The 22,654-nt window shown below is 59.7% G+C and carries 16 protein-coding genes and 2 pseudogenes; 8 read left to right on the forward strand and 10 right to left on the reverse strand.

Going from position 1 to position 22,654, the window contains the following annotated elements; genetic code table 11:
- Positions 1 to 83 precede the first annotated feature (83 nt).
- Both C2846_RS11025 and C2846_RS11030 read right to left on the reverse strand, forming a co-directional pair.
- A complete protein-coding gene (locus C2846_RS11025) occupies positions 84 to 3,119 on the reverse strand; it encodes an efflux RND transporter permease subunit (protein ID WP_080050955.1) in 3,036 nt (1,011 codons plus the stop codon).
- Positions 3,116 to 4,219, reverse strand: coding sequence for an efflux RND transporter periplasmic adaptor subunit (locus C2846_RS11030; protein ID WP_119701472.1), 1,104 nt, complete (start codon positions 4,217 to 4,219; stop codon positions 3,116 to 3,118). Before C2846_RS11030 ends, C2846_RS11025 begins: the two co-directional genes overlap by 4 nt.
- A 109-nt stretch (positions 4,220 to 4,328) precedes the next feature.
- Between C2846_RS11030 and C2846_RS11035 the strand changes: the two genes are divergently transcribed.
- Complete coding sequence (locus C2846_RS11035; RefSeq protein ID WP_080050958.1) at positions 4,329 to 4,964, forward strand: TetR/AcrR family transcriptional regulator; 636 nt, start codon at positions 4,329 to 4,331, stop codon at positions 4,962 to 4,964.
- Positions 4,965 to 4,971: 7 nt separating this feature from the next.
- Here the strand turns inward: C2846_RS11035 and C2846_RS11040 are convergent, their stop codons facing one another.
- The 4 genes from C2846_RS11040 to C2846_RS11055 form a co-directional block, all read right to left on the reverse strand.
- Positions 4,972 to 6,279: a type II toxin-antitoxin system HipA family toxin gene (locus C2846_RS11040; RefSeq protein WP_119701473.1), complete on the reverse strand. Its 1,308-nt coding sequence runs from the start codon at positions 6,277 to 6,279 to the stop codon at positions 4,972 to 4,974.
- A complete protein-coding gene (locus C2846_RS11045; protein WP_080050962.1) occupies positions 6,276 to 6,623 on the reverse strand; it encodes a helix-turn-helix domain-containing protein in 348 nt (115 codons plus the stop codon). The genes C2846_RS11040 and C2846_RS11045 overlap by 4 nt, the downstream gene beginning before the upstream one ends.
- 166 nt (positions 6,624 to 6,789) lie before the next feature.
- Positions 6,790 to 7,233 (reverse strand): DoxX family protein, encoded by a 444-nt coding sequence (locus C2846_RS11050; protein WP_080050963.1) that lies wholly within the window; start codon positions 7,231 to 7,233, stop codon positions 6,790 to 6,792.
- Between the two features lie 92 nt (positions 7,234 to 7,325).
- Positions 7,326 to 8,600: a D-serine ammonia-lyase gene (locus C2846_RS11055; RefSeq protein ID WP_119701474.1), complete on the reverse strand. Its 1,275-nt coding sequence runs from the start codon at positions 8,598 to 8,600 to the stop codon at positions 7,326 to 7,328.
- 62 nt (positions 8,601 to 8,662) lie between these two features.
- Between C2846_RS11055 and C2846_RS11060 the strand changes: the two genes are divergently transcribed.
- Both C2846_RS11060 and C2846_RS11065 read left to right on the forward strand, forming a co-directional pair.
- Positions 8,663 to 8,848 (forward strand): DUF2897 family protein, encoded by a 186-nt coding sequence (locus tag C2846_RS11060; RefSeq protein ID WP_420849044.1) that lies wholly within the window; start codon positions 8,663 to 8,665, stop codon positions 8,846 to 8,848.
- Between the two features lie 47 nt (positions 8,849 to 8,895).
- A complete protein-coding gene (locus C2846_RS11065) occupies positions 8,896 to 9,420 on the forward strand; it encodes a DUF2058 domain-containing protein (RefSeq protein ID WP_080050967.1) in 525 nt (174 codons plus the stop codon).
- A 39-nt stretch (positions 9,421 to 9,459) separates the two neighbouring features.
- Here C2846_RS11065 and rloA3 read toward each other — a convergent pair whose 3' ends face one another.
- Positions 9,460 to 10,134 (reverse strand): retropepsin-like aspartic peptidase RloA3, encoded by a 675-nt coding sequence (rloA3, locus tag C2846_RS11070; RefSeq protein ID WP_080050969.1) that lies wholly within the window; start codon positions 10,132 to 10,134, stop codon positions 9,460 to 9,462.
- Positions 10,135 to 10,606: 472 nt separating this feature from the next.
- Here rloA3 and C2846_RS19155 point away from each other — a divergent pair.
- Both C2846_RS19155 and C2846_RS19160 read left to right on the forward strand, forming a co-directional pair.
- Positions 10,607 to 11,329: pseudogene (locus C2846_RS19155) on the forward strand (cache domain-containing protein); the annotation flags it as partial.
- 264 nt (positions 11,330 to 11,593) lie between these two features.
- Positions 11,594 to 12,187, forward strand: a pseudogene (locus C2846_RS19160) (methyl-accepting chemotaxis protein); the annotation flags it as partial.
- Positions 12,188 to 12,236: 49 nt separating this feature from the next.
- Here C2846_RS19160 and C2846_RS11080 read toward each other — a convergent pair.
- On the reverse strand, positions 12,237 to 13,556 hold the full coding sequence (locus C2846_RS11080) for a Na+/H+ antiporter family protein (protein WP_119701475.1): 1,320 nt from the start codon (positions 13,554 to 13,556) through the stop codon (positions 12,237 to 12,239).
- 225 nt (positions 13,557 to 13,781) lie between these two features.
- Between C2846_RS11080 and C2846_RS11085 the strand changes: the two genes are divergently transcribed.
- The 3 genes from C2846_RS11085 to C2846_RS11095 all read left to right on the forward strand — a co-directional run bounded on the left by C2846_RS11085 (position 13,782) and on the right by C2846_RS11095 (position 17,440).
- Entirely contained in the window at positions 13,782 to 14,378 is a 597-nt protein-coding gene (locus tag C2846_RS11085; RefSeq protein ID WP_119701476.1) for an NADPH-dependent FMN reductase, read from the forward strand.
- Between the two features lie 289 nt (positions 14,379 to 14,667).
- Positions 14,668 to 15,903, forward strand: a complete 1,236-nt coding sequence (locus C2846_RS11090; protein ID WP_119701477.1) for an OprD family porin — start codon at positions 14,668 to 14,670, stop codon at positions 15,901 to 15,903.
- A gap of 373 nt (positions 15,904 to 16,276) precedes the next feature.
- On the forward strand, positions 16,277 to 17,440 hold the full coding sequence (locus tag C2846_RS11095) for an EAL domain-containing protein (RefSeq protein ID WP_119701478.1): 1,164 nt from the start codon (positions 16,277 to 16,279) through the stop codon (positions 17,438 to 17,440).
- Between the two features lie 79 nt (positions 17,441 to 17,519).
- On the opposite strand, the gene C2846_RS11100 is transcribed toward C2846_RS11095, so the two are convergent.
- Positions 17,520 to 17,744, reverse strand: a complete 225-nt coding sequence (locus C2846_RS11100) for a DUF2835 domain-containing protein (RefSeq protein WP_080050978.1) — start codon at positions 17,742 to 17,744, stop codon at positions 17,520 to 17,522.
- Positions 17,732 to 22,603, reverse strand: a complete 4,872-nt coding sequence (locus C2846_RS11105) for an NAD-glutamate dehydrogenase (RefSeq protein WP_119701479.1) — start codon at positions 22,601 to 22,603, stop codon at positions 17,732 to 17,734. Before C2846_RS11105 ends, C2846_RS11100 begins: the two co-directional genes overlap by 13 nt.
- Positions 22,604 to 22,654: the final 51 nt, after the last annotated feature.

The following is a 22,654-nucleotide window of genomic DNA, read 5'->3' on the forward strand; positions in this document are numbered from 1 at the left end:
TCAGAGAACACCGGAATCCGGTATGGGTGGGGCCACCCTGTCCGTCTGAACTGGCGCGCATTTTAAACATTCCTCCAGCGGAGTCAAGCACTTGCATAAGATTTATTGTCTTGCGCCTGCACTTTAGGTTTGAGGCTCAGGCGGCAGACCGCAGGTATCACCAGCAGGGTCAGCACGGTCGAGGCCAGCAAGCCGGAAATGATCGCCCAGGCCATCGGTGGCCACAGGGTCGATGATGAAAAGGCCAGCGGCAACAGACCGGCGATGGTGGTCGCGGTGGTCAGCAGAATCGGTCGGGTACGCCGCTGCACCGCTTCGCTGACCGCCTCCCCTACCGCCTTACCCACCGCCAGACGCTGGTCGACCAGATCAAGCAAGACGATGGCGTTGTTGACCACGATGCCGACCAGGGCAATCACCCCGAGCATCGACTGGAAGCCGAACGGCGAGCCGGACAATACCAGACCGGGGAAAATGCCGACGCTGGCCAGCGGCACGGTCAGAAGAATGATCCCGACCCGGCGGAACGAGTTGAACTGCAGCAGCAGGAAAAACAGCAACAGCAGCATGCCGACTGGTGCGCTGGTGGCCAGCGCCCGGTTGGCATCACCGGAGCCCTCGCTGTCACCGCCCAGTTCCAGCCGGGTCCCAGGCGGCAAGGGCTGGACCTGCAACTGCCGATCCAGCGCATCAAGCACCTGATTGAAGCTGTAGCCGTCTTCCAGCCCGGCCGTGACGCTGTAGACCCGTACCCCGTTGCGTTGGCGGATACTGGCCGGCAACCAGCGCGCCTCGATCCGCGCCAGCGCGGTCAGAGGAATCGCCTCGCCGGCCTGGTTGAATACATGCAGTGACAGCAAGCGCTCCAGCGACTGCCGGGTCCCCTCATGCGAGCGCAGCAGCATCGGAATCGGATCAAGCTCCTGGCGATACTGTTCGACAGTCAGCCCCAGACTCTGGGAGAACAGCGCCCGGGCTACCTCGGCGCGGCTTACCCCCAAGCGCTGGGCCTGGGCATCATCGACCTCGATGGCCAGCACCGGCACGCCCAGATCCACATCATGGCGTACATCCACCGCGCCCTCGACGGCTTTGAGCGCAGTGAACACTTGCTCGGCGGCAGCAATCCGCTGCCGGTCATCGGGGTGGTACAGCCGTACCTCGACCGGCGCCACCCGTGGCGGTCCCTGCCCCAGCCGTTCTGCTACCACATCCAGCTCCGGCCGCTGCCGGGCGACATGCTCGCGCACCCAGTGAATCACTTCACCGGTGGCAGCCAGATCAGTGGTCTGAACGACCAGACGGCCACGGTTGGGCGACTCGGGTGAGCGCAGCAGGTTGTAATAGAAGCTGGGCCCAGCCGAACCGACAAAGCGATGAACCGCCTGTACCTGGGGCAAGCCACGCAACTCGCGCTCCAGGTCGGCGGCTACATCGGCGGTGCGCTGCTGATCGGTGCCTTCTGGCATGTGCAGTTCGACTACCACCACAGGCCGGTCGGCATAGGGGAAAAATTGCTGCTTCATCCAGGGCGTCATGCCCAGGCTGATGATCACCATTACCAGCCCGAACAACACCACAAGCCAGGGAAAGCGGCCACTGACACGGGCCAGACCGGCGCCCAGACGCTCCATCAAGGGACTGTCGAGCGAGGCCGCCGGCTTGAGAAAACGCCCGGCAATCAGCGGCGCGACACTGATAGCCAGCAGGTAGCTGACACTCAGGGTCAGCATGATCATCACCGGAATCCCCCGGGTGAAGTCCGCGGTGCCGCCCTTGGCCAGCAGTAGGGGTGTGAATGCCGCCAGCGTGGTCGCGGTCGAGGCGCCCAGCGGCCCGGCCAGTTCGCGTACCGCCTCATGCATGGCATGGGCCCGTGAGGCGCCGCGGTTGAGCCGATCCTGAATGTTCTCGACCATGACGATGGCGTTATCGATCAGAATCCCAAGCGAGATCACCATACCAATTACCGCGATCTGGTGCAGGACACCGCCGCCGAAGTTGTACAGCCCAAGACTGATCATCGCCACCAGCGGCAGCATGGTCGCCACCAGCACGCCCATCCGCCAGCCCATGCCAACCAGCACCACGGCCACAATGATCAGCACACTCAGCAGCAGGCTCAGCTCCAGGCTATCCAGACGCTCCTTGACCTGATCCGGTTGAAAAAACATCTCGTCAATCTGCAGCGGCTGAAACTCGTCACGCAGCAGATCCAGACGCTCGCGCAACTGCTCACCGAAACGAATCGCATCGACCTGGCCACGCTGCGCAGTCAGACTGACCAGAACCGCTTGTTCACCATCAAACCAAGCCTGGGGCTGAGCCGGCTCCAGCGGGCCACGCCAGACATCGGCAATCGCCGCCAAAGGCACGCTGCCGCCTTCAGGCAGCGGAATCTGGGTGCCGCGTAGCGCTTCAATACTGGTGAACTCGCTGTTGGGCAACACTCCAAGACGTTTGTCATCGACCACCACAAAACCGCCGGGAATGACCTGGTTGCGCTGGGCCAGCAGCGTACTCAACTGTTGTGGTGTCAGGCCCAGACGACGCATTTCGGCATCGCGCAGGGCGATGGTGATCTGCTCGTCGGCCTCACCTTCCAGTTCGATCCGCGACACCCCTGGCAAGTCCATCAGGGCTCGTTTGAGGCGCTCGGCCTGCTGACTGAGCTGCACTAGGGAAGCGTCGCCGCGCACCGCCAGCACGACCGCCGGGATATCGATCAGCCGATCATCCAGACTCATGCGGGCAACGCCGTCGGGAAACTCCAGCCGGGCCCGCTCCATCGCTTGGCGCACCCGGTCCCAGGCTGAGTCGGTGTCGTAAATTCTATCTTCAAGGTTGATGCTGATCAGCACCACGCCGGTCCGCGCGGTGGCGGTGAAATAGTCGATCTCCTCTACCTGTGACAGCTCATCGGACAGTGGCTCCAGCACCATCCGCTCGACCGCCTCGGCCATGGCCCCAGGATAAATCACCGTGATCATGCCAGCACGCTGGGGAAAGCTCGGATCCTCCTGGCGCGCCATGGTCAGATAGGAAGCCAACCCCAGCAAGCACAACATGGTAACCACCAGCCCGATCAATCGGGCCCGGGTATTGAGTAGCAGATTCATGGCAGCAGCTCCACCCGGTCCTGATCGGCCAGCCGGGTCAGGCCGGCATATACCACCTGCTCGCCCGGCTGCAGGCTACCCGCTTCCAGCAACGCCCGCTCACCCTGCATGCCACGCACCTTGACTGCTACCCGGCTCACCCGTTCACCCTCGATACGAAATACCGACAGACCTTCGGCCGAACGCATGATCGCCGCCAGCGGTACGCTGAGCTGGCCCGGTTGCTGGCGTGCCAGCCCTACCTCCACCGCATCGCCGGCCTGCAGGTCGGGCTCATCAAGGCTCAATACCAACGGATAAAGCACACTGCCCTGCGAGGCGCTTTGGCCGATTTCACTGACCCGCCCCAGCCACTGCCCTTCACGCACACTGGCCCACACCGGCAGGCTTTGACCCAGCTCGACGCCATGGAGCAAGGCAGCCGGAACCCGTACTTCAACTTCATGGCCAGCCGACGCAGACAAGCGCAATACCGGTTGTCCTGGCGCCACGTACTCACCCGGCTCGACCAGCAAAGCCTCAATGCTGGCGTCGAACGGGGCCAGCAAGCGCATTTCTCCCTGCAATTGCTCGCTCTGGCGCAATGCTGCCCGGGCACTATTGACCGAGGCCAGCAACGCATCGCGACGGGCCGCCTGCTGTTCGCGCTCCTGGGCTGACATAACACCGCGCTGATACAACTGTTCGGCCCGGTCGACATCACGCCGGGCCTGCTCGGCCTGGGCTTGCAGCTCCTGCAGCCGAGCCCTGGCCGCATCACGGGCCGGCTCCAGCTCCGGGTTGTACAGCCGTGCCAGCAACTGACCGGACTTAACCTGCTGACCGATCTCCAGTGGCCGCTCGCGCAGCACACCACCTACCTGAAAGGTCAGTACGGCTCGCTGACGCGGCCTGACCAATCCGGCAAACCGCAATGGCTCCTCTGCTTGCGCTAGACTCACCTCGGCCGCGCGCACCGCAACAGCAGGTGTCAGCGGCAACGCCGCTGCATCAGCCTGCTGCTCTCGGCCGCAACCACTGGCAGTGGCCAACAGCGGCACTAGCAACACCACCAACAACGGTGGCAACCAGGATTTCGGGACATCAGCAAGGCGGGACATGACGGACTCCTGAAAAGGGCAGGATTATTTTTGACAGTTTGTCATCGTTTGACAAATTGTCAATAACATCACAAACTCCATTCGTCAGCCATCAGTTAGTGAGCTACCTATGAGCGTTGAGCAACGCCGGGAACGGGAAAAGCAGGAGCGCCGAGACAGCATTCTTGATGCAGCCGAGCAGGTTTTCTTCAGCAAGGGCTATGAGCGCTGCTCTATGGATGAGATCGCCCGGGCCGCCCAGGTCAGTCGCGCCCTGCTGTACGTCTACTTCAAAGATAAGGCCGCAATCATGCGCGGCATCATGCTACGCGCCGGCGAATCGATCCGCAGTCATTTCCGCCAGGCCATGGAGGCCTCAAGCAGCGGAGCCGAGCAGATTGAAAATATCGGCCGAGCTTACTACCACTTCAGCGTTGAGCATCCCAACTATTTCGATGTACTGACCCAAGCCCAGGGATTCGCCCACCCAGACGAGCCTGACGAACAGAGCCTGGCCCTGCAGCAATGCAGCATCGACGCCATGCACCTGATGATTCAGGCACTGCTCCAGGGCGTAGCCGACGGCAGTCTGAGCGCCGAGCGGGTCAGCGATCCACTGCAAACCGCCTACTATCTGCGCGGCGCCTTACATGGAGTGATCATGCAATGTCGGCACATCAGTGAAATCGAACTGCCTGACCACCCCAACCCGGAGCAACTGGTCAGCTATACCCTGGGCATGCTGACCCAGTCGATGCGGCCCTGAAGCCCGCTCAACCAGCCAGCTTCAGGCGTAGGGTTCGGGTAATCTGATCGCGCCAGCGCGGCGCCACGGCAGCCCGGTCAGCAAACGCCGGCCATTGACTAACCACCTCGGCCACCTCCCGCAACAGAGCTTCAGCGCGTCCGCGCTTTAGACCGGCAACCCGGGCACAGGCCTTGATATCATCCAGGGTGAAGTGATCGCGCTTGCCATTGAGGCTCATCTGATGACTCGCGGTCCACATACCCTCGGGATTGTAGCTGTAGGTCACGTCAAAGGCCGGCGATAATGACCAGCGCCCCTGACGATCCATCAGAAAGGCAATGTTCTTGACGTGATCATCCTGGTTACGGGCGACGATATTGAACAGCATGCGCCGGAATTGCTGCTCCAGCGCCGCCATCGGCAGCCCCAGGCGGCGAATCACCTGCAACGCCTGCTCGTAGCTGTAGGCACCAGCCTGATTGAAGTCGAAATGAGCCAGCGCACACAGTGACTGCATGTGCAACTTGCCGCCGCCGGGCAACCGATCAAACCGCCGGGTCATGAAGTGCCGGCGCCCGCCTTCCTCCAGCAACCGGCACTCACTCATGTCAATACCCGCCTCGCGGGCCATCAGGTAGTAGGCATATTCGATCGCACAATAACCCTGAGGATCATCCAGCTCCTTGTCGCGATTGCCGGAAACCCCATCGAACTTCAGTAGCCAGTATTCAAAACCTTCTCCAGCCTCGACCTGACCAGAACGTACCTCATTGGTCTGCGGCTGCCAGGCAATCACAGCTTTGGCTCGGGCGCCACCGGCCGAGGTTCCCACTCGCAGAATGTCACGCAGGGCCGCAGCCTTGTCGGCATCAGCAAAACTGCCCTTCAGATCGTTACGGTGCGCCAGCACTTCAGAGGCCAACTCAACCAACGCATCGATGCTGACCCGCTCCGACTCACGGGCCTGAGGTCCAGTAGTCGGCAAAAACTCAAGCGCCCCCATCCCCCGCCGCCCGGTGTAACACAGGCGCTCTACCGCATTGAAACTGTCCGGGCTACGCCCCTGAGTTGCCAGCCAGGCATCGATCAGAGCATTGCCGAATTTGTCCGGCAAACAGTCAGCCAGCAGCCCAGGCAAACCGTGAAAAGTTTGCCTGGGCAGCTCAGGAAAGCGGTAAACCCGTGGTGACAAGGGCATCACCAATGGCGACAGTTCAATGCCGCTACCAATAAACCCCGGATCGTACTGGAACGCCGCCGTAGCTTCACCCGGCTCCTGTGCTACCGCGCCAATGGTCCGCCCCCATAGCCGGACCTCGGCCAGTGTGGTCATTCGTCATCTCCCCACTGCCATTCGCCCTTGGGCTCGGCCACCGCACGGCGCGATGCTCGTTGCGGCGGCTTGCCCTTGCCACGTAGCAGCGCCATTGGCCCCGGTCCGGTATCCGGCAACAAGGCTTCCAGGCCGCCCAGCCGACCCAACACCCGCAGCACCCGAATCAGACTGAGCAGTTGGCTGGACTGCCCCGCCTCCAGACGCTCCAGAGTACGCTTGGACAAACCAGCCTGCTCCGCCAACTGGGCCTGGGTCAAACCACTGTCAAGTCGCAGCCGGGCCAACCGCCCTCCCAGCTCGGCCAACACTGCATCATCAGTCAGCGAGTCAGATAACCGCATAAGTCGTCATCCGTTGCGAAATAAACATTATTTGCATATTAAGTCGACACATTAAGCGACTTATACAGCAAAAAACAAAAACAATCAAATCGTCATATGTTACGAATAAAGCAACAAAAAAGACCCTATTCGCCATAAGTGACGAATAGGGCCTCAGAAAGAAGAACTAATGAGGCAGACGCGACAGCAAGCCCTGATCCAGACTCAGCTTGCCGGCACCCGACAACATCAAGGCCACCGAACCGGCCAGCAGCGACAGCGCAAACTCATAGCCGTTGTTGCTCATAAACAAGCCGTTATCAATATGCACGGCAAAGATCGCCACCAGCATGGTGAAGGCCAGCACCAGCGCCGCCGGACGAATAAGCAACCCCAGGACCAGACACAAACCACCGAAAAACTCGGCCGACCCCGCGCCCAGCGCCATCAGATAGCCCGGCTGCAGCCCAATTGATGCCATCCATTGACCTGTCCCCTCCAGTCCGTGACCACCAAACCAGCCAAACAGCTTTTGGGCGCCATGGGCCATGAAGATGATACCGAATGGTATACGCAGCGCCAGCGGGGCCCAGTGCTGCCCAGGGTTGATGATTGACTGAAGGATATTCATAGCGACTCCTTGATGGGGATGCAGGCAATGTGCCCGTTAAAATAACTGTAGGTCAGCGCCGCAGCCGCGTCTAACTTGCCCGCACCAGACGCTCAGGGCAGCTCGGACTGAGCCTGATGCAGCCAGGCCTCGAACTCCGAATCAGGCAGCAACCCTCCCCCGGTACTCCACAACAGATGCACCGCTTGCGCCGGGTTCACTCCTTGCGCCAGACACCATTGCCGTCCGGGCTCACTCTCCATCAGCCAGCCTGGACCGGTAAATCCGGCACAGGCCGAGTGCTCAAGTCGTTCGCCCAGAGTACCCCAGGCTAGAGCCAGGCCTCGCTGCAACTGCGCGTCACTGACGGTAAAGACGCCTGCAAGCCGATCCTGCATAGCATTGCTGGCCAGCATGGAGGCCTGAGCTACCGCCATGCCATCGGCCAGGGTGCGGTTGTCCAGGCCAATATCGTAGACCGACAACGGCTGCTCCAGGCCTGCCGCCAACTGCAGCAAAACCGAGGGCGAGGCGACTGGCTCGGCGAACCAGACGTGTACTGCATCACCCAGCAATTGTTTGAGTCCATAGGCAATCCCGCCTGGCGCGCCGCCAACACCACAGGGCAAATAGACCAACAGCGGCCGCTGCGCGGAAACCTCGATTGCCAGTTCACGTAGTTGCGGCAGCAGGCGCCGGGCAGCTACCGCGTAGCCGGCAAACAGCGAACTGGATCGTTCATCATCGACGAAGTGGGACTGCGGGCCAGCCTCAGCCAAGCGCCGACCTTCGGCTACGGCCGCAGCGTAGTCACCGCCATGCTCGACAACATCAACGCCTTGCTCACGCAGCAGGGCTTTTTTCCAATCCTTGGCATCCTGGGACATATGCACCTGAGCCGCAAAACCCAGCACGCGCGCCATCAGTCCAATGCTGATCCCCAGGTTACCAGTGCTACCCACCACCAGTTGATAGCCAGAAAAACAAGCTCGCCACTGCGCAGAACCCAACTCACGAAAGTCCTCCCCCTGCCAGCCATGCTCCCGCGCACAATACTCAGCGAACTCCAGCACCTCATGAAAGCCGCCCCGCGCCTTGACCGAACCGGCCAGTGGCAGGCGGTGATCGGCCTTGAGCAGCCATTGCCCCTGCCCGCCATAGGCATCGCGCAGGGCATCGGCTGGCAATAGCGGCGATTCGACTACCCCATCACAGGCCGCCAATGCAGGGGAGCCCGCCGCCAGCAAGGGAGCCGCACGTTTCAATCGCTGTTCAGCCTGATCAATCAGGGCAGGGTCGAACAGTTCCGGCTGGGTACGAACACCGGGATTGATCCACAACATTGGAGCCTGGCTTCGCAGAGCCTGACGCAACATGTCATCCAGCATGGTGTTTGCCTCGGGAGATTGCTTGTCGCATGATAGTTCAACAGCAGTTTAGCGGAGTTGCGATGATGCCGATGATCGGTTGGCTGTTTCTACTGATGGCTTTCGGCCTGGTGCTCGGCAGTTTGCTGATGTTGCGCGACAGCGCCAACAAGATGCCCATCGACAAGGAAAAGCTCAAGCGCATCAAAGAGCGTCAGGCTGAACTCGAGGCAGAAGAAGCCAAGGAAGCCGAACGCAAAAAGGACTGAAAACCCGGTAGAATGCCCGGCAGATTCAACTCGCAGGATTTCACCCCATGATCAATTCACTGCAAGCCCAACTGCTCAAGGCCGGCCTGGTCGACGAGAAAAAGCTCAAACAAGCCCAGCGCTCGAAGAAAAAACAGGCCAAACAGCAGCCCGAAAAGGTTGTGGATACCGCGGCACTGGTGGAAAAAGCCCGGGCCGACAAGGCCGAGCGGGACCGTCAGCTCAACCAGCAACGCCAGGAAGAGGCTGCCCGCAAGGAGCGTGAAGCTCAGGCCAAGCAGTTGATCGAACAGAACAAAATCGAGCGCACTGGCGGTGAAGTGCCCTACCAGTTCGCCAGCAAGAACAAGATCAAGAAGATTTATGTCACTCAGGAGCAGTTCGACAGACTCAGCCGCGGCAAACTGGCCATTGCTCGCTTGGGCGGGCAGTTCGAGCTGATTCCATTGGAGGTCGCGGACAAGGTCAAGGAACGGGCCCCGCATTGGCCGGTAATCATCGCCAAGGTCGAAGAAGTCAGCGAGGACGATCCCTACGCCGCGTACCAGATCCCTGACGATCTGATGTGGTAATACAATCGGCCCGGGCACAATGCCCGGGCCAGCCAACCATTATTGCCGCTGTTCCTGCTCGTCCTCTTCCTCGACCTGCTCCGGCTCATCCAGGGCAGAGTCATCCACCAGCTCGGCATCTTCCTTCATTCGCTCGACACGCTCACGCTCACGGGTCTCCTCGGCCTCGGGGCAGTCCAGCTTGAGCAGGAAGGTCCGTGACACATCGATCAGGCCGACATGTTCGATGGTCCGCCGACCAATCAGCACCGGATAGGTCATGTCGCCGCGGTCACGCAGGGAGAACTGTTCTTCATAAACCTGATTGCCGATGCACATCGCCATTTTCACCACCGGCCGACGATCCTCGCCGCCCGCCCCGCGCACCAGCACCCGACGATAGACCGGCCGCTCAAACTTCAGGGTCACCAGTTCGCCGCTATCGGCATCCTTAACCGGCACGTCATAACGCACCCAAGGATTGCCGTTGAGGGTGAAGTTCTCGATGTTGATCGCATGCATCGAAGAGGTCAGTGCACCGGAGTCAACCTTGATCTTGACCGCCGTATGCTCCGGCAGGATTCGGCCCTTTTCAACCCAGCCAACGATTACCTGCGCGGCAACCGGTTGCTCCGAGGCTTCGGGGTCTTCGTGCTGCTCGGCCTCGGCCCAGGCCACCGGGGCCAACACCGACAAGCACACCGCCCAACACCAACGCTTGATCACTGAATGCATGAGAGATCCTTTGCAGAAACAACAGGATAGACCGGCAGGAATAGAAAAAGTGCCACACCAGCCGGGATACTGGCCATTTGCGGACCAAAACGGCGCGCATTTTATATGATTTGACGGCGCTGAATAGAGGGGCCAAGCGGGGAAATGACGCTTGTCACGCAACAGCCCATAAGCCTGACCGGGGTCCCACCATAGCCAACACGAATCATTGAGCGTGGCCACCAGCTTGGCATTACACTGATGAGCCCACAGAAAACCGACGCCAATTTGACATCATTTTTTTTGTTCAGACGGGTTCAGGTTTACCTGAAAGTGCCGATACAGACGCTAGGGGACCGCAGCCACTGGCATAGGGCGCGGCAATACAAGAACAAACACAAGTCGTTTGCGCGTGGAGGTTTTAATGAAGCTGTTGCGCAGCATCAAAATCAGTCAGCGGATCTGGCTGATCCTTATCGTCGCTCTGGTCAGCATGACTCTTCTGTCAGTTACCGCGCTCGTCGGCCTCAAGAGCGAACTGCGTCAGGCGGAAATCACCAAGGCCACCCATCTGGTGGAAGTGGCCCACGACCTCATGGCTCACTACCACGGCAAACAGATGCGCGGTGAGTTGAGCGAGGAGCAGGCTCGCAAGCAGGCTCTGGACGCCTTGCGCGGGCTACGCTACGACGGCCAGGAATATTACTGGGTCAATGACATGAACAACATCATGATCATGCACCCGGTAGCGCCCCAGACCGAAGGCATGGACCTGACCAACATCAACAGCTCAGATGGGCGCCGCAATGTCATCGTCGACATGGTCAACATGGCCCGCAGCCAGGGCACCGCGCATATCGAGTACACCTGGACCCGCCCCGGCAAGAACCCTGGCGAAGACGAAGGCGTTGGCAAAATCGCCGCGTTCAAGCACTTCAAGCCCTGGGACTACATGGTCGGCACCGGCATTTTCATCGAAGACATGCAGTCCAAATTCTGGACCGAGGCCATGCGTCTGCTGCTGGTGGTCAGCCTGATCAACCTGTTGATGATCGTTATTCTGTTCATCATCGGCCGCAGCATTTCCCAACCGCTGAACCGGGTGGTCGACGCCATGCATGATATCGCCAGTGGCGAAGCCGATCTAACCCGCCGGCTGGATGATGACGCCCGAGACGAACTGTCACTGATGGCCCGCTATTTCAACCAGTTCACCGGCAACCTGCGCGGCCTGATCCAGCAACTGGGCGATAGTGCTCGGCAGATGATCAGCGCCAGTCAGCAGCTCGACCAGATCAGCGATAACAGCCTGCGCGACATGACCCGCCAATCGGAGCGCATGGAGCTGATGGCCACCGCCATTAACGAAATCACCTACGGTGTTCAGGACGTAGCCCAGAATGCCAATGCCGCTGCCCATGAGGTAGAAAACGCCAACGAAGGTGCCAACCACGGTCGCAGCCAGGTGGAAAAAACCATCGAGCAGATCAACCACCTGTCCAGCAGCGTCAAGACGGCTGTCGAGCACATGGAGACCCTGGCCACCGATGCCAATGAAATCACCTCGGTACTGGATGTGATCCGCAACATCGCCGAGCAGACCAACCTGCTGGCACTCAATGCCGCCATTGAGGCCGCCCGTGCTGGCGAGATGGGTCGCGGTTTTGCGGTGGTCGCCGATGAGGTGCGCAACCTGGCCCAGCGCACCCAGAAGTCCACCGAAGAAATCCACGAAATGATCACCAAGCTGCAGAACAATACCCAGACGGTGGTCAACGTCATCAACGAAAGCAGCCGCTACTCACAGCTCAGCGTCGAGCAGGTCAACGCTGCCGGTCAGGCACTGGATCAGATCGCCCAGTCCATGCAGCAGATGGTCGCCCTCAACGCTTCGATCGCCAGCGCCACAACCCAGCAATCGACCGTGGTCGAGGACGTCAACAAGAACGTAACCGAAGCCGCCGAGCTGGCCCGTGAAACCACCGACGGCGCCCAGCAGACCGCCCAGGCCAGTCAACACCTGGCCCAGTTGGGACGACAGATAGATGGATTGGTAAGCCGGTTCAAAATCTGAGCAGAGAAGATGGGAGCGCCACAGCGGCGCTCCCATTGACTGACTATCTTCAGAGCACCATCACCGCCAGCCAGCCAAACACCAGCAATGGCAGGTTGTAATGCAGAAAAGTCGGCACCACGGTATCCCAGATGTGGTTGTGCTGACCATCAACGTTGAGACCAGACGTCGGCCCCAGGGTCGAGTCCGAGGCCGGCGAGCCGGCATCTCCCAGCGCCGCCGCCGTACCCACCAGCGCAACGATTGCCAACGGGCTGAAACCCAGCTGCAAGGCCAGCGGTACATAGATCGCGGCGATAATCGGAATGGTCGAGAATGACGAGCCGATCCCCATGGTGATCAACAGCCCCACCAGCAGCATCAACAGGGCCGCCAGAGCCTTGTTATGGCCAATCAGCTCAGCCGAGCTATCCACCAGCGTCTGAATCGAGCCGGTAGCTCGCATCACCTCGGCAAAGCCGGCAGCAGCGATCATGATGAAGCCAATCATGGCCATCATCTTCATGCCCTCGGTGAACACGTCATCGGCTTCGCGCCAGCGCACCACACCCGACACCGAAAAAATCACGAAGCCGGTCAGCGCGCCAATGATCATCGAATCCAGCCAGAGCTGCACAACAAACGCCGCTACCACAGCCACTAACGCAACAAGCAGCGACAGCGGGTTGTAGCTGGCACCCACCCGCTCGGTCTGCTCAATACGCTCCATATCATACTGACGCGGCTTGCGGTAACTGATGAATACCGCCACCGCCAGACCAATCAGCATGCCCAGTGCCGGCAGGGCCATAGCCCGCATCACATTGACGGCTGTCACGTCCGCGCCGCTCTCGGATACGTTGGCCAGCAGAATGTTGTTGAGGAAGATTCCACCAAAACCGACTGGCAGGAACATGTAGGGCGTGATCAGACCGAAGGTAAGCACGCAGGCCACCAGCCGGCGATCGAGCTTCAGCTTGCCCATCACATACAGCAGCGGTGGTACCAGCAGAGGAATAAAGGCAATGTGAATCGGCAGAATGTTCTGCGATGAAATCGCCACCGCCAGCAGTACCAGCACCAACATCCCCTTGAGTAGCCCGGTGCCACCGGACTGCTGACGATTGACCAGGCCCAACGCCTTGTCGGCCAGTGCGTGGGCCAGTCCGGACTTGGCGATCGCCACCGCGAAGGCACCCAGCAGCGCATAGCTCAGGGCCACATTGGCGCCCTTGCCCAGCCCGCCCTGGAAAGCCTCCAGAGTGGCCTCTACGCCCAACCCGCCCAACAGGCCGCCGACTACAGCACCGATGATCAACGCGACCACCACATGCACCCGGCATAGACTCAGAATCAGCATTACCGCAACAGCGGCGACCACTGCATTCATTGGTGTATTCCCATATCGATGAAAGAAGACCTGCTCAAGGCAACCCTGGTATGCAAGGGCTCCCTGGGCCGGAGGCCGCGTACTCTGACGGATAGCGCCCGACCTGTCAAAAGCAGGCCAGTGAACAATCGTGATTTTAGATAGAAGTTATCGTGTTTTTCCGCTATTTCCTGTTCAATTACCGTCCTAACATGGATTCAACGCCACCTTTCACAGGAGTCCTTCATGCTCAATGTCGCGATTGTCGCTGGCAGCAGCCGTAGCAACAGCCAAACCGCCAAAGTCGCCCGCTTCATCCGCCAGGCCCTGATCGACCAGCATCAACTCGATGCCGATGCGGTATCGGTGATCGACCTGGGCAGCAACCCCCTGCCCCTGTGGCCGGCCGAGGGCGCTGACGCCTGGGGAGTCTTCGAGAAACAGTTGAGCGCAGCCGATGCCGTGGTAATCCTGGCCCCGGAATGGCATGGCATGGCCTGCCCGGCGATCAAGAACTTCTTCCTTTACGCCAGCAAGGCGCAACTGGCCCACAAACCGGCAATGCTCGGCGGCATTTCAGCCGGAGTTGGTGGCGCCTACCCCATCAGCGAACTGCGCGCCTCCAGCTACAAGAATTGCCGCCTGTGCTATATCCCTGAGCACCTGATCGTGCGCGGGGTGGAAGCGGTAATGAACCAGGCCGAACCAGCTTCGGAAGATGACAGCCGCATCCGCGCCCGGTTGAACTACACCCTGGACATCCTGCTGCGTTATGCCCAGGCCCTGAAGCCGGTCCGCGGACAAATCGACATGAGCAACCCGGCTTTCGCCAACGGCATGTAACCCCCCCTACTAAAGTCTAAACCTCATTTCAGGGCGCCCACAGGCGCCCTGTCATCGTTCCGCAACCTGTCTGGAACGGGCGATCGCACGCTCCCCCTCTCCGCTCCTCACGACCCCGCCCTGCCCCCTGTTCGACCAAGGTCTTAGCGCCGGACGGGGAACCCCCATGCTTTAGTTGCATCCGCACCGGACATTTGCCCCTGTCAGGTTCATGCTGACGGCCTGCTGCCTGAACGCAGTTGTATCTGACGATACCGGTCAAGCCGTTTTGACACTATGGAGAACAATAATGAAGCATGTCAGACCCAAGGCGCTGGCCACTGCCGTGGCCCTTTCATTGATCGCCCCGATGGCCAACCAGGCAACCGCCGCCGGCTTCGTCGAAGATGCCAAGGCCTCCCTGCAGCTACGCAACTTCTATTTCAACCGTGATTTCCGTGACCCAGGCGCTCAATCCAAGGCCGAAGAATGGGCCCAGGGCTTCATTTTTCGAGCTCAATCGGGCTATACCGAAGGTGCTGTAGGCTTCGGCCTCGATGCCTATGCCGCTCTGGGCCTGAAGCTCGACTCGGCGGACGACCGGGCCGGCACCGGCCTGCTACCCAACTCCTTCGGCAATGAAGGTCCCGGCAATTACAGCCACGCCCTGCTGACTGGCAAGGCCAAGGTTTCCAAGACCGAGCTGAAAGTTGGCGGCCTGTATCCGCAGATTCCGATTGCCCAGGCCAGTGACATTCGCCTGATCCCCCAGATGTATACCGGCGCCAACCTGTCCATGGGTGAGATCGAGAACCTCGATGTCCAGGCTGGCCAATTGCGTGATGTGGTCTTTCGCGCCAGTACCAACCGTGAAGATATCCGCGCCACTGTCGGCGGCTCCTCAGATCGTTTCAACTACCTGGGCGGCAACTACAAGTTCAACCAGAACAGCACCACCTTCGGTCTCTGGCGCGGTGAGTTGAAAGACGTCTACGGCCAGACACTGGTCAACCTGATCCACAACATGAACGCCGGCGACTGGAAACTGGGCGCCAACCTGGCTTATTTCGACACCCGCGACATTGGCAGCCAGCCCATGGACATCGACCACAAGATGAAGTCCCTGATGCTCTCGGCCGGTCTTGGTCACCATACCTTCCGGGTCGGTTACCAACACAGTGATGGCGATACCTCCTTCCCCTACCTGGCCGAGAACAACCCCTATATCGCCAACTACGTGCAGATCCTCGACTTCGCCCGAGCCGATGAAAAGTCCTGGCAGGCACGCTATGACCTGGACTTCGCCGCTGTCGGGCTGCCGGGTTTGAGAGGTTTTGTCCGTTATATCCGTGGCAGCAATATCGACATGGGTCCGGCTGGCCGGGGCAAGGAATGGGAACGCGATATCGACTTTACCTACACCCTGCAAAGCGGCCCGCTGAAGAATCTGGCAATCCAGTGGCGTAACGCAATGGTGCGCTCGGACGTGATTCGTGACATGGACGAAAACCGTCTGATTCTGTCCTATACCATCCCCCTGCTCTAAACCTTCAGCGCCCGGGCTAAAGACCCGGGCGCCTTCAGACCACGCAACACCCGCCCCACCCCGGGGCGAAACCAAACTTCACAACCAGCCTCACAACGATCAAAAAAATCATTATATTTCATGAAATTAAGCAGATATCATGAAACACAATGCAAGATCATTGCCCCATTTTAGGGCCCGCCCCGGGCATACTGAAAGCCAGTGGTATCGAAACGGCCCATGAGAACATCCGCGACAATCAGCCGCAGCGCGCTCGGTGCCGCGTCAATCCGGACTCCAGACAGGGGCCAGCGCCGCGTGCCAGCGTCACGGAGCTGCTTGGCTATAATCTTGCATACGTTTGACGCCCATAAATACCTGCCTGGAGAACAACGTGTTTAATGGCCACCCCTTGCCTTACTTCCAGCCACTGATCGATACCGCAACCGGTCGTATCGCCGGCTATGAAGCCCTGGCCCGGTTGCGCGACGAAGAGGGCAACGTCACCAGCGCCGGCCCCCTGTTCACCGACCCGAGCGTCAACCCCGCTGACCTGCTGGAGCTGGATCGCTGTGTCCGCCGCATGGCGCTCGAACGCTTTCGCGATAATCCAGAGGGATTTCTCAGTCTCAACATTTCACCGCTTTGGGTCAGCCAGCTCACTCCCGACTCGCCACTGCCAAGCCTGCAGTTGCTGGAGGAAGTGGGCCTGCCCCCCGAACAGGTAGTCTTTGAAATCACCGAACTACAGGGCAACATCGAGCAGTTGCGCGACGTAGTCAAACGCTACCGCGAAGCCGGTATTCGCATTGCCATTGACGACTTCGGAGCCGGCTATTCGATGCTGGACCGGGTGCTGGCACTGGAGCCTGACATTCTGAAACTGGATATCCAACTGTTCCGCAAGGCGGCCAGCGGCACAGGCAACAGTGGTGACTTTGTCCGGGCTCTGGCCCTGATGGCGGAGAAAAGCGGCTGCTGGATCATTGCCGAAGGCGTGGAAAACGAACAGGAACTGCACTTCGCCCTGGAGTGCGGGGCGCGTTATGTCCAGGGTTACCTGTTTGCCCGCCCAGAGGAAAACTTCCTGCCCAACGACGCAGTGCAGGAGCAGTTCTCCCAATTGCGTGATCACTACGTCAAGGAGAAGCTGGCCGAGCGCGCCCAACTGGCCAAGCTGCGCCGTGAGCTGGCAGTGCTTTTCAGTGAACTGCGTCAGTGGCTGAGCCGTGGCGCCCGACCAACTGATCTGCCCTCGCCCAAGGCCTATCCCTGGCTGCTGCGCTGTTTCCTGTGCGATGCCCATGGCACCCAGATTTCACCCAACTACGAGTGGACCGGCCAGCAATGGCGTTCAGACCCGCGCTACCTCGACCACAACTGGTCGTGGCGCCCCTACTTCTACCAGATCCTGGCAGAGGCCGGTGAGGACAGCCGGGTGATCCTTTCCAATCGCTATCGCGATGCGACCAGCAACCAGTACTGCCTGACCTCGGGATTGTTTATCGACGACAGCCGGCACCTGTTGCTGGTCGATATCGACCTGTCCCAGCTGTAATCAATTGCAATTGTGAGCCTGCAGCGGGAGTTGATGCTCCCGCCTCCCGGGAACGGTACATGAACCGTTCCCGGGCTCCTTAGCCTTCCAGTCGCTCCAGCGACACCAGCTTTCCATCCTCGGTAAAGCACATGAGGAAGCTGCCAAACACCCCCTCATGGGTCAGAAAACGCCGCAGGTGATGGGCCGGCAGACTAACCCGCCGGCCATCACGACTACGCATCAGCACCCGCTCTGCCCGCCCCTGATACCAGGCCAGATAACGCTCGGCGGGCAGTGCCAGATCAACGATCAACTGCTGCATGCGTCCTCAACTGCCATTTGCCGTGCATTCTGAGCCAGATCAAGCAGCTCACGCATGGCTACAGCCACCATCGGATAATCACCACTGCCTGCGCTCTTGAGATCAATCAGCATGGCACGCCAACGCTGTACCAGGGTCTGATTGCGCTCCACCCAGGTTTCGACCAGTTGACCTACCGGCTGCCTGGCATCAGCTGATTGCAGGGCCGAAACGGTCATGGTCCGAATCTGCCAGTCCAGGTCATCCCGGTAGCTTTCACGCGCCAGAGCCTGCCAATGGTTGTCCACCGGCAAGCCGGTGACCTGCTGGGCGAACCATGGCAGTTGCAGCTCGCTACCCAAGGAGAAGAACACCTGAGCCACCCGTTCGGTCGGCTGCCCTGTAGCATCAGCCGCCTCAATGATCCCCAGCATGGTATAGAAATGCCCGGTACCAGCCACCAGGCGGGCGATTTCATCCGGCACTCCAGCGTCCACATAGCTGCTGAACTTGGCCTCCCACAAGGCTCGCACCGGGCCTTCGAACAAACTGTCGAACTGCTCAGCCAACGCTGCAATACGCGGGGCAAAATGCTCCACTTCACGGGCCGGATCCAGTGCCCCACGGCGGTTGCGGATAAACCAGCGAGTAGCCCGCCGTCCCAGCCGGGTCAGATCATCCATCAGTTCCATCTGCACCTCGGCTGGCACCTGGTGATCCAGTGCCTCAATGGCTGCGAAGTGCTCCATAAGCCGGAACACATCACGAGCCACCACATAGGCTTTGGCGATATCACTGGGCAAGGCCCCGGTCGACTGCTCCAGCCGGCGCAAGAAGGTAATGCCCATGTGATTGACCAGATTGTTGGCCAACTGGGTGGCAATGATCTCGCGACGCAAACGGTGGTTGCGCAACGCCGAGGCGTACTTGTTGACCAGGGTAGCCGGAAACGCGGTATTCAGCTCACGGGCGACATAGCTGTCCTCTGGCACATCCGAGGCAATCAGCCGCTCCTTGAGGTCGGCCTTGGAATAGGAAATCAGTACCGACAACTCGGCCCGGGTCAGGCCCTTGCCCTGTGCCACGCGCTCAGCCAACTGCTCATCATCGGGAATGAACTCCAACGCCCGGCTGAGCTTGCCGCTGTTTTCCATTTCGGTGATGAAGCGGCGGTATTCACCCATGGTCTGACGCGCCTGACACTGCGCCAGACTGATGGCCTGGGTCTGCTTGTAATTGTTGCCCAACACCAGCTCGGCCACCGCGTCGGTCATGCTCGCAAGCAGCTTGTTGCGCTGCTTGCCGGTCATGTCCTGGGCAGCCACCACTTCGTTGAGCAGGATCTTGATGTTGACCTCGTGGTCAGAGCAGTCGACCCCGCCGGCATTGTCGATGAAGTCAGTGTTGGTCGCGCCGCCGTTGAGGCAGAATTCGACCCGGCCAAGCTGGGTCATGCCCAGATTGCCGCCCTCACCCACCACCCGGCAGCGTAGCTCACGCCCGTTGACCCGCAGCACGTCATTGGCCTTGTCACCAACATCGGCGTGGGTTTCACTGGCTGCCTTAACGTAGGTGCCGATCCCACCGTTCCAGATCAGGTCCACTGGCGCCTTGAGCAGACTGTGGATCAGCTCAGCCGGCGTCAGCTTGTCAGCCTGAATGTCGAACAGGCGTTTCATCTGCGGGGTCAGGCTGATCTGTTTGAGGCTACGGTCGAAAATCCCGCCCCCCTCGGAAATCAGCTCGCGGTTGTAGTCAGCCCAACTCGAACGCGGCAGATCGAACAGGCGCTGGCGCTCATCGAAGCTGCGCTCGGCATCCGGGTCCGGATCGATGAAGATATGCTGGTGGTTGAAGGCCGCCACCAGTTTCAGACTGCGCGACATCAACATGCCATTGCCAAACACATCGCCGCCCATGTCGCCGATACCGATGACAGTGAACGGATCCTGCTGCACATTGATGCCCCGCTCACGGAAGTGCCGCTGTACTGAAACCCAGGCACCGCGCGCGGTAATCCCCATTTTCTTGTGGTCATAGCCTGCCGAGCCACCGGAGGCGAACGCATCACCAAGCCAGAAGCCATAGCCTGCAGCGATTTCATTGGCGATATCGGAGAAGGTCGCAGTACCCTTGTCCGCCGCCACCACCAGATAGGGATCGTCTTCGTCGTGGCGCACCACCTGGGCCGGCGGCACTACCTGGCCTTCAACCAGGTTATCAGTCAGATCAAGCAGCCCCTGGATGAATAGCCGGTAACAGGTGATCGCCTCCTGCTGAATCTCGTCGCGGTTACCACCTGCCGGCAATCGTCGGGGGACAAAACCACCCTTGGCTCCCACCGGCACAATCACCGCATTCTTGACCTGCTGAGCCTTGACCAGCCCAAGCACCTCTGTACGGTAATCCTCTTCACGATCCGACCAGCGCAAACCGCCTCGGGCGACCTTGCCGCCACGCAGGTGCACCCCTTCAAAGCGCGGCGAATAGACGAAGATCTCGTACATTGGCCGCGGTAACGGCAATTCAGGGATAGCCTGCGGATCGAACTTGAAGCTGATGTAATCCTTGCTCTGGCCAGCGCTGTCGCTCTGGTAGAAATTGGTCCGCAGCGTCGCCTTGATCAGATCCAGATAGCGTCGCAGGATGCGGTCCTCGTTGAGTACCGCCACCTCATCCAGCGCGCCCAGAATCGCCTGTTCCAGGCGTTGCTGCTTGTCTTCCAGCGCCTCACCAGTAAGCTTGCGAGCCAGATAGAAACGGGTCTTGAACAAGCGCACCAGTTCATGGGCAATGGTTGAGTGGCTGGCCAGTGTATTGGCGATGTAAGGCAACTCGAAGCCCAGACGAATCTGCTTGAGGTAGCGAGCATAGGCGCGCAGCAATGCAACATCCCGCCAGGGCATGCTGGCCAGCAGAACCAGGCGATTGAAGCCATCATTCTCGGCCTGCCCGCTCCAGACTCCGATGAAGGCCTCACGGAACAGTTCGTTGACTTCCTGAATATCCAGACCGCCTTCCTGGGCGTAGGTAAACTCGAAATCGTGAATCCAGAAACGCCGGCCATCCTGACGCACGAAGCAGAACGGGAACTCGCCCAGCACTCGCAAACCCAGATTTTCCAGAATCGGCATAACATCCGACAGCGGCAGCGGCTCGTCCAGATGGTAGAGTTTGCAGTGCAATACCCCGCTCTTTTGCGCCAATGGCTGGTAGAAGCTCATGCCCAGGCGCTGCTGATCAGTCAACGCCAGCAGGTGTTGCAAATCGACCACCCCGGTCGCCGGCGTGAAACGCTCGCTATAGCCAGCAGGAAATCCACCGGTGAATTGACTCATGGCTTCGGTAGCCTTGGCCTCGCCGAGGCTTTCCAGCAGCCGGTCATTAAAATCATCCTGCCAACTGCGGCAGGCATGAATCACATCCTGTTCGATTTTCACGGGGTCGATATCCAGGGGCTGTTTGGGGTCCACGCGCAGAATGAACTGAGTGCGCGCCAACACCGATTCGGAAAAATTGGTCCAGAACTCGCACTCGCTGGACTGCAGGCGATCCATCAGTACCTGCTGGATCTTGATGCGAATATCGGTGGAGTAGATCTCACGCGGGACGAATGCCAGGCAATACCAGAAACGCCCATAGTTACCCTGGCGCAGGAAAATCCGGACCTGATTGCGCTCCTGAATCTGCACGATCCCCAGGGCCGTGCTACGCAGCTCATCTTCGGACATCTGGAACAGGTCGTCACGCGGCAGTACCTGCAAGGTCTGATCCAGCTCCTTGCCAAGATGACCATGCGGGTCAAAGCCAGAAGCCCGTCGCACTGCATCGACCTTGCGTCGCAGGTAGGGAATCCGGTCGACGCTATCGGTGTAGACCCGCGAGGTAAACAGGCCCATGAAGCGGTGTTCAACCAATACCTGGCCATATTCGTCCACTTCTCGCACCGACACATAGTCCGGATAGGCCGGCCGGTGAACCCGGCTGAAACGCGACGCCTTGGCAAAAGACAGCAGCAACGGCGCTTGCAGGTAATCAAGCACCGACTGCGGCAGGTTCTCGATATTGTCATCCAGCGGGCGTAGCCGCGGCACACCCAGACTACGTTCGCTGCGCATGCCCAAACGGCCCGCGGCCAGGCCTTCGTGCACGGCGAACTGCTCATAACCCAGGAAAGTGAAGTGGTTGTCCAGCAGCCATTCGAGATAGGCTACCGCCTCATCGCGCTCAACCCGGCTGAAATAATTGGCCTTGCGCCCCTTGAGCAGCTTGATCAGAGCCTGAACTTCAGCCTTCATCGGCTCGAAATCACTTACCGCTGCCCGCACATGGGCCAGCGACTCCTTCAGGCCGGCCTGAACCGCCTTGAGCTCGGAAGCACTGGCACAGCGATCGATCTCAATGTACATCACCGATTCGGGATGGCTGTCGGGGGGCGACTCACCAGGCGCGCAGATCGTCAGCAACTCACCCTTGGCATCACGCACCACCTGCATCACGCTGTTTTGCAGAGTATGAATTGAGTAGCCCTGGCGCTTGAGTTCCATGCGCACGGTATCAACCAGAAATGGCGAGTCCTGGTGTACCAGCTCGACAATGGTATGTGTCGATTGCCAGCCGTGCTGCTGGGTATCGGGATTGAACACCCGCAACTTTTCCGCCGCCCCCTTGACGCTCTGGAAAAACCGCCAGAACGACAGGGTACAACCAAGCAGATCGGTGTCATGCCGAAGCAGTAGTTCGTTCAGGGATACGATTCCGAAGAACTGCTCGTTGAAGCGGGCAATGGGTGCCTTGTCTTCCGCTTCTACCAGTGTCAGCAAGCGGTCTCTGAGGATAGACAGGAACTCGTCTTTGCTGCTGGCCAAAATGAATGCCATGATGCCTCCAGTTTGTTATCGGCGGCCGTGTATCCGGCCTTGGCAGATATG

The organism is Pseudomonas jilinensis, assembly GCF_003586265.1.
Lineage (GTDB): Bacteria > Pseudomonadota > Gammaproteobacteria > Pseudomonadales > Pseudomonadaceae > Halopseudomonas > Halopseudomonas phragmitis.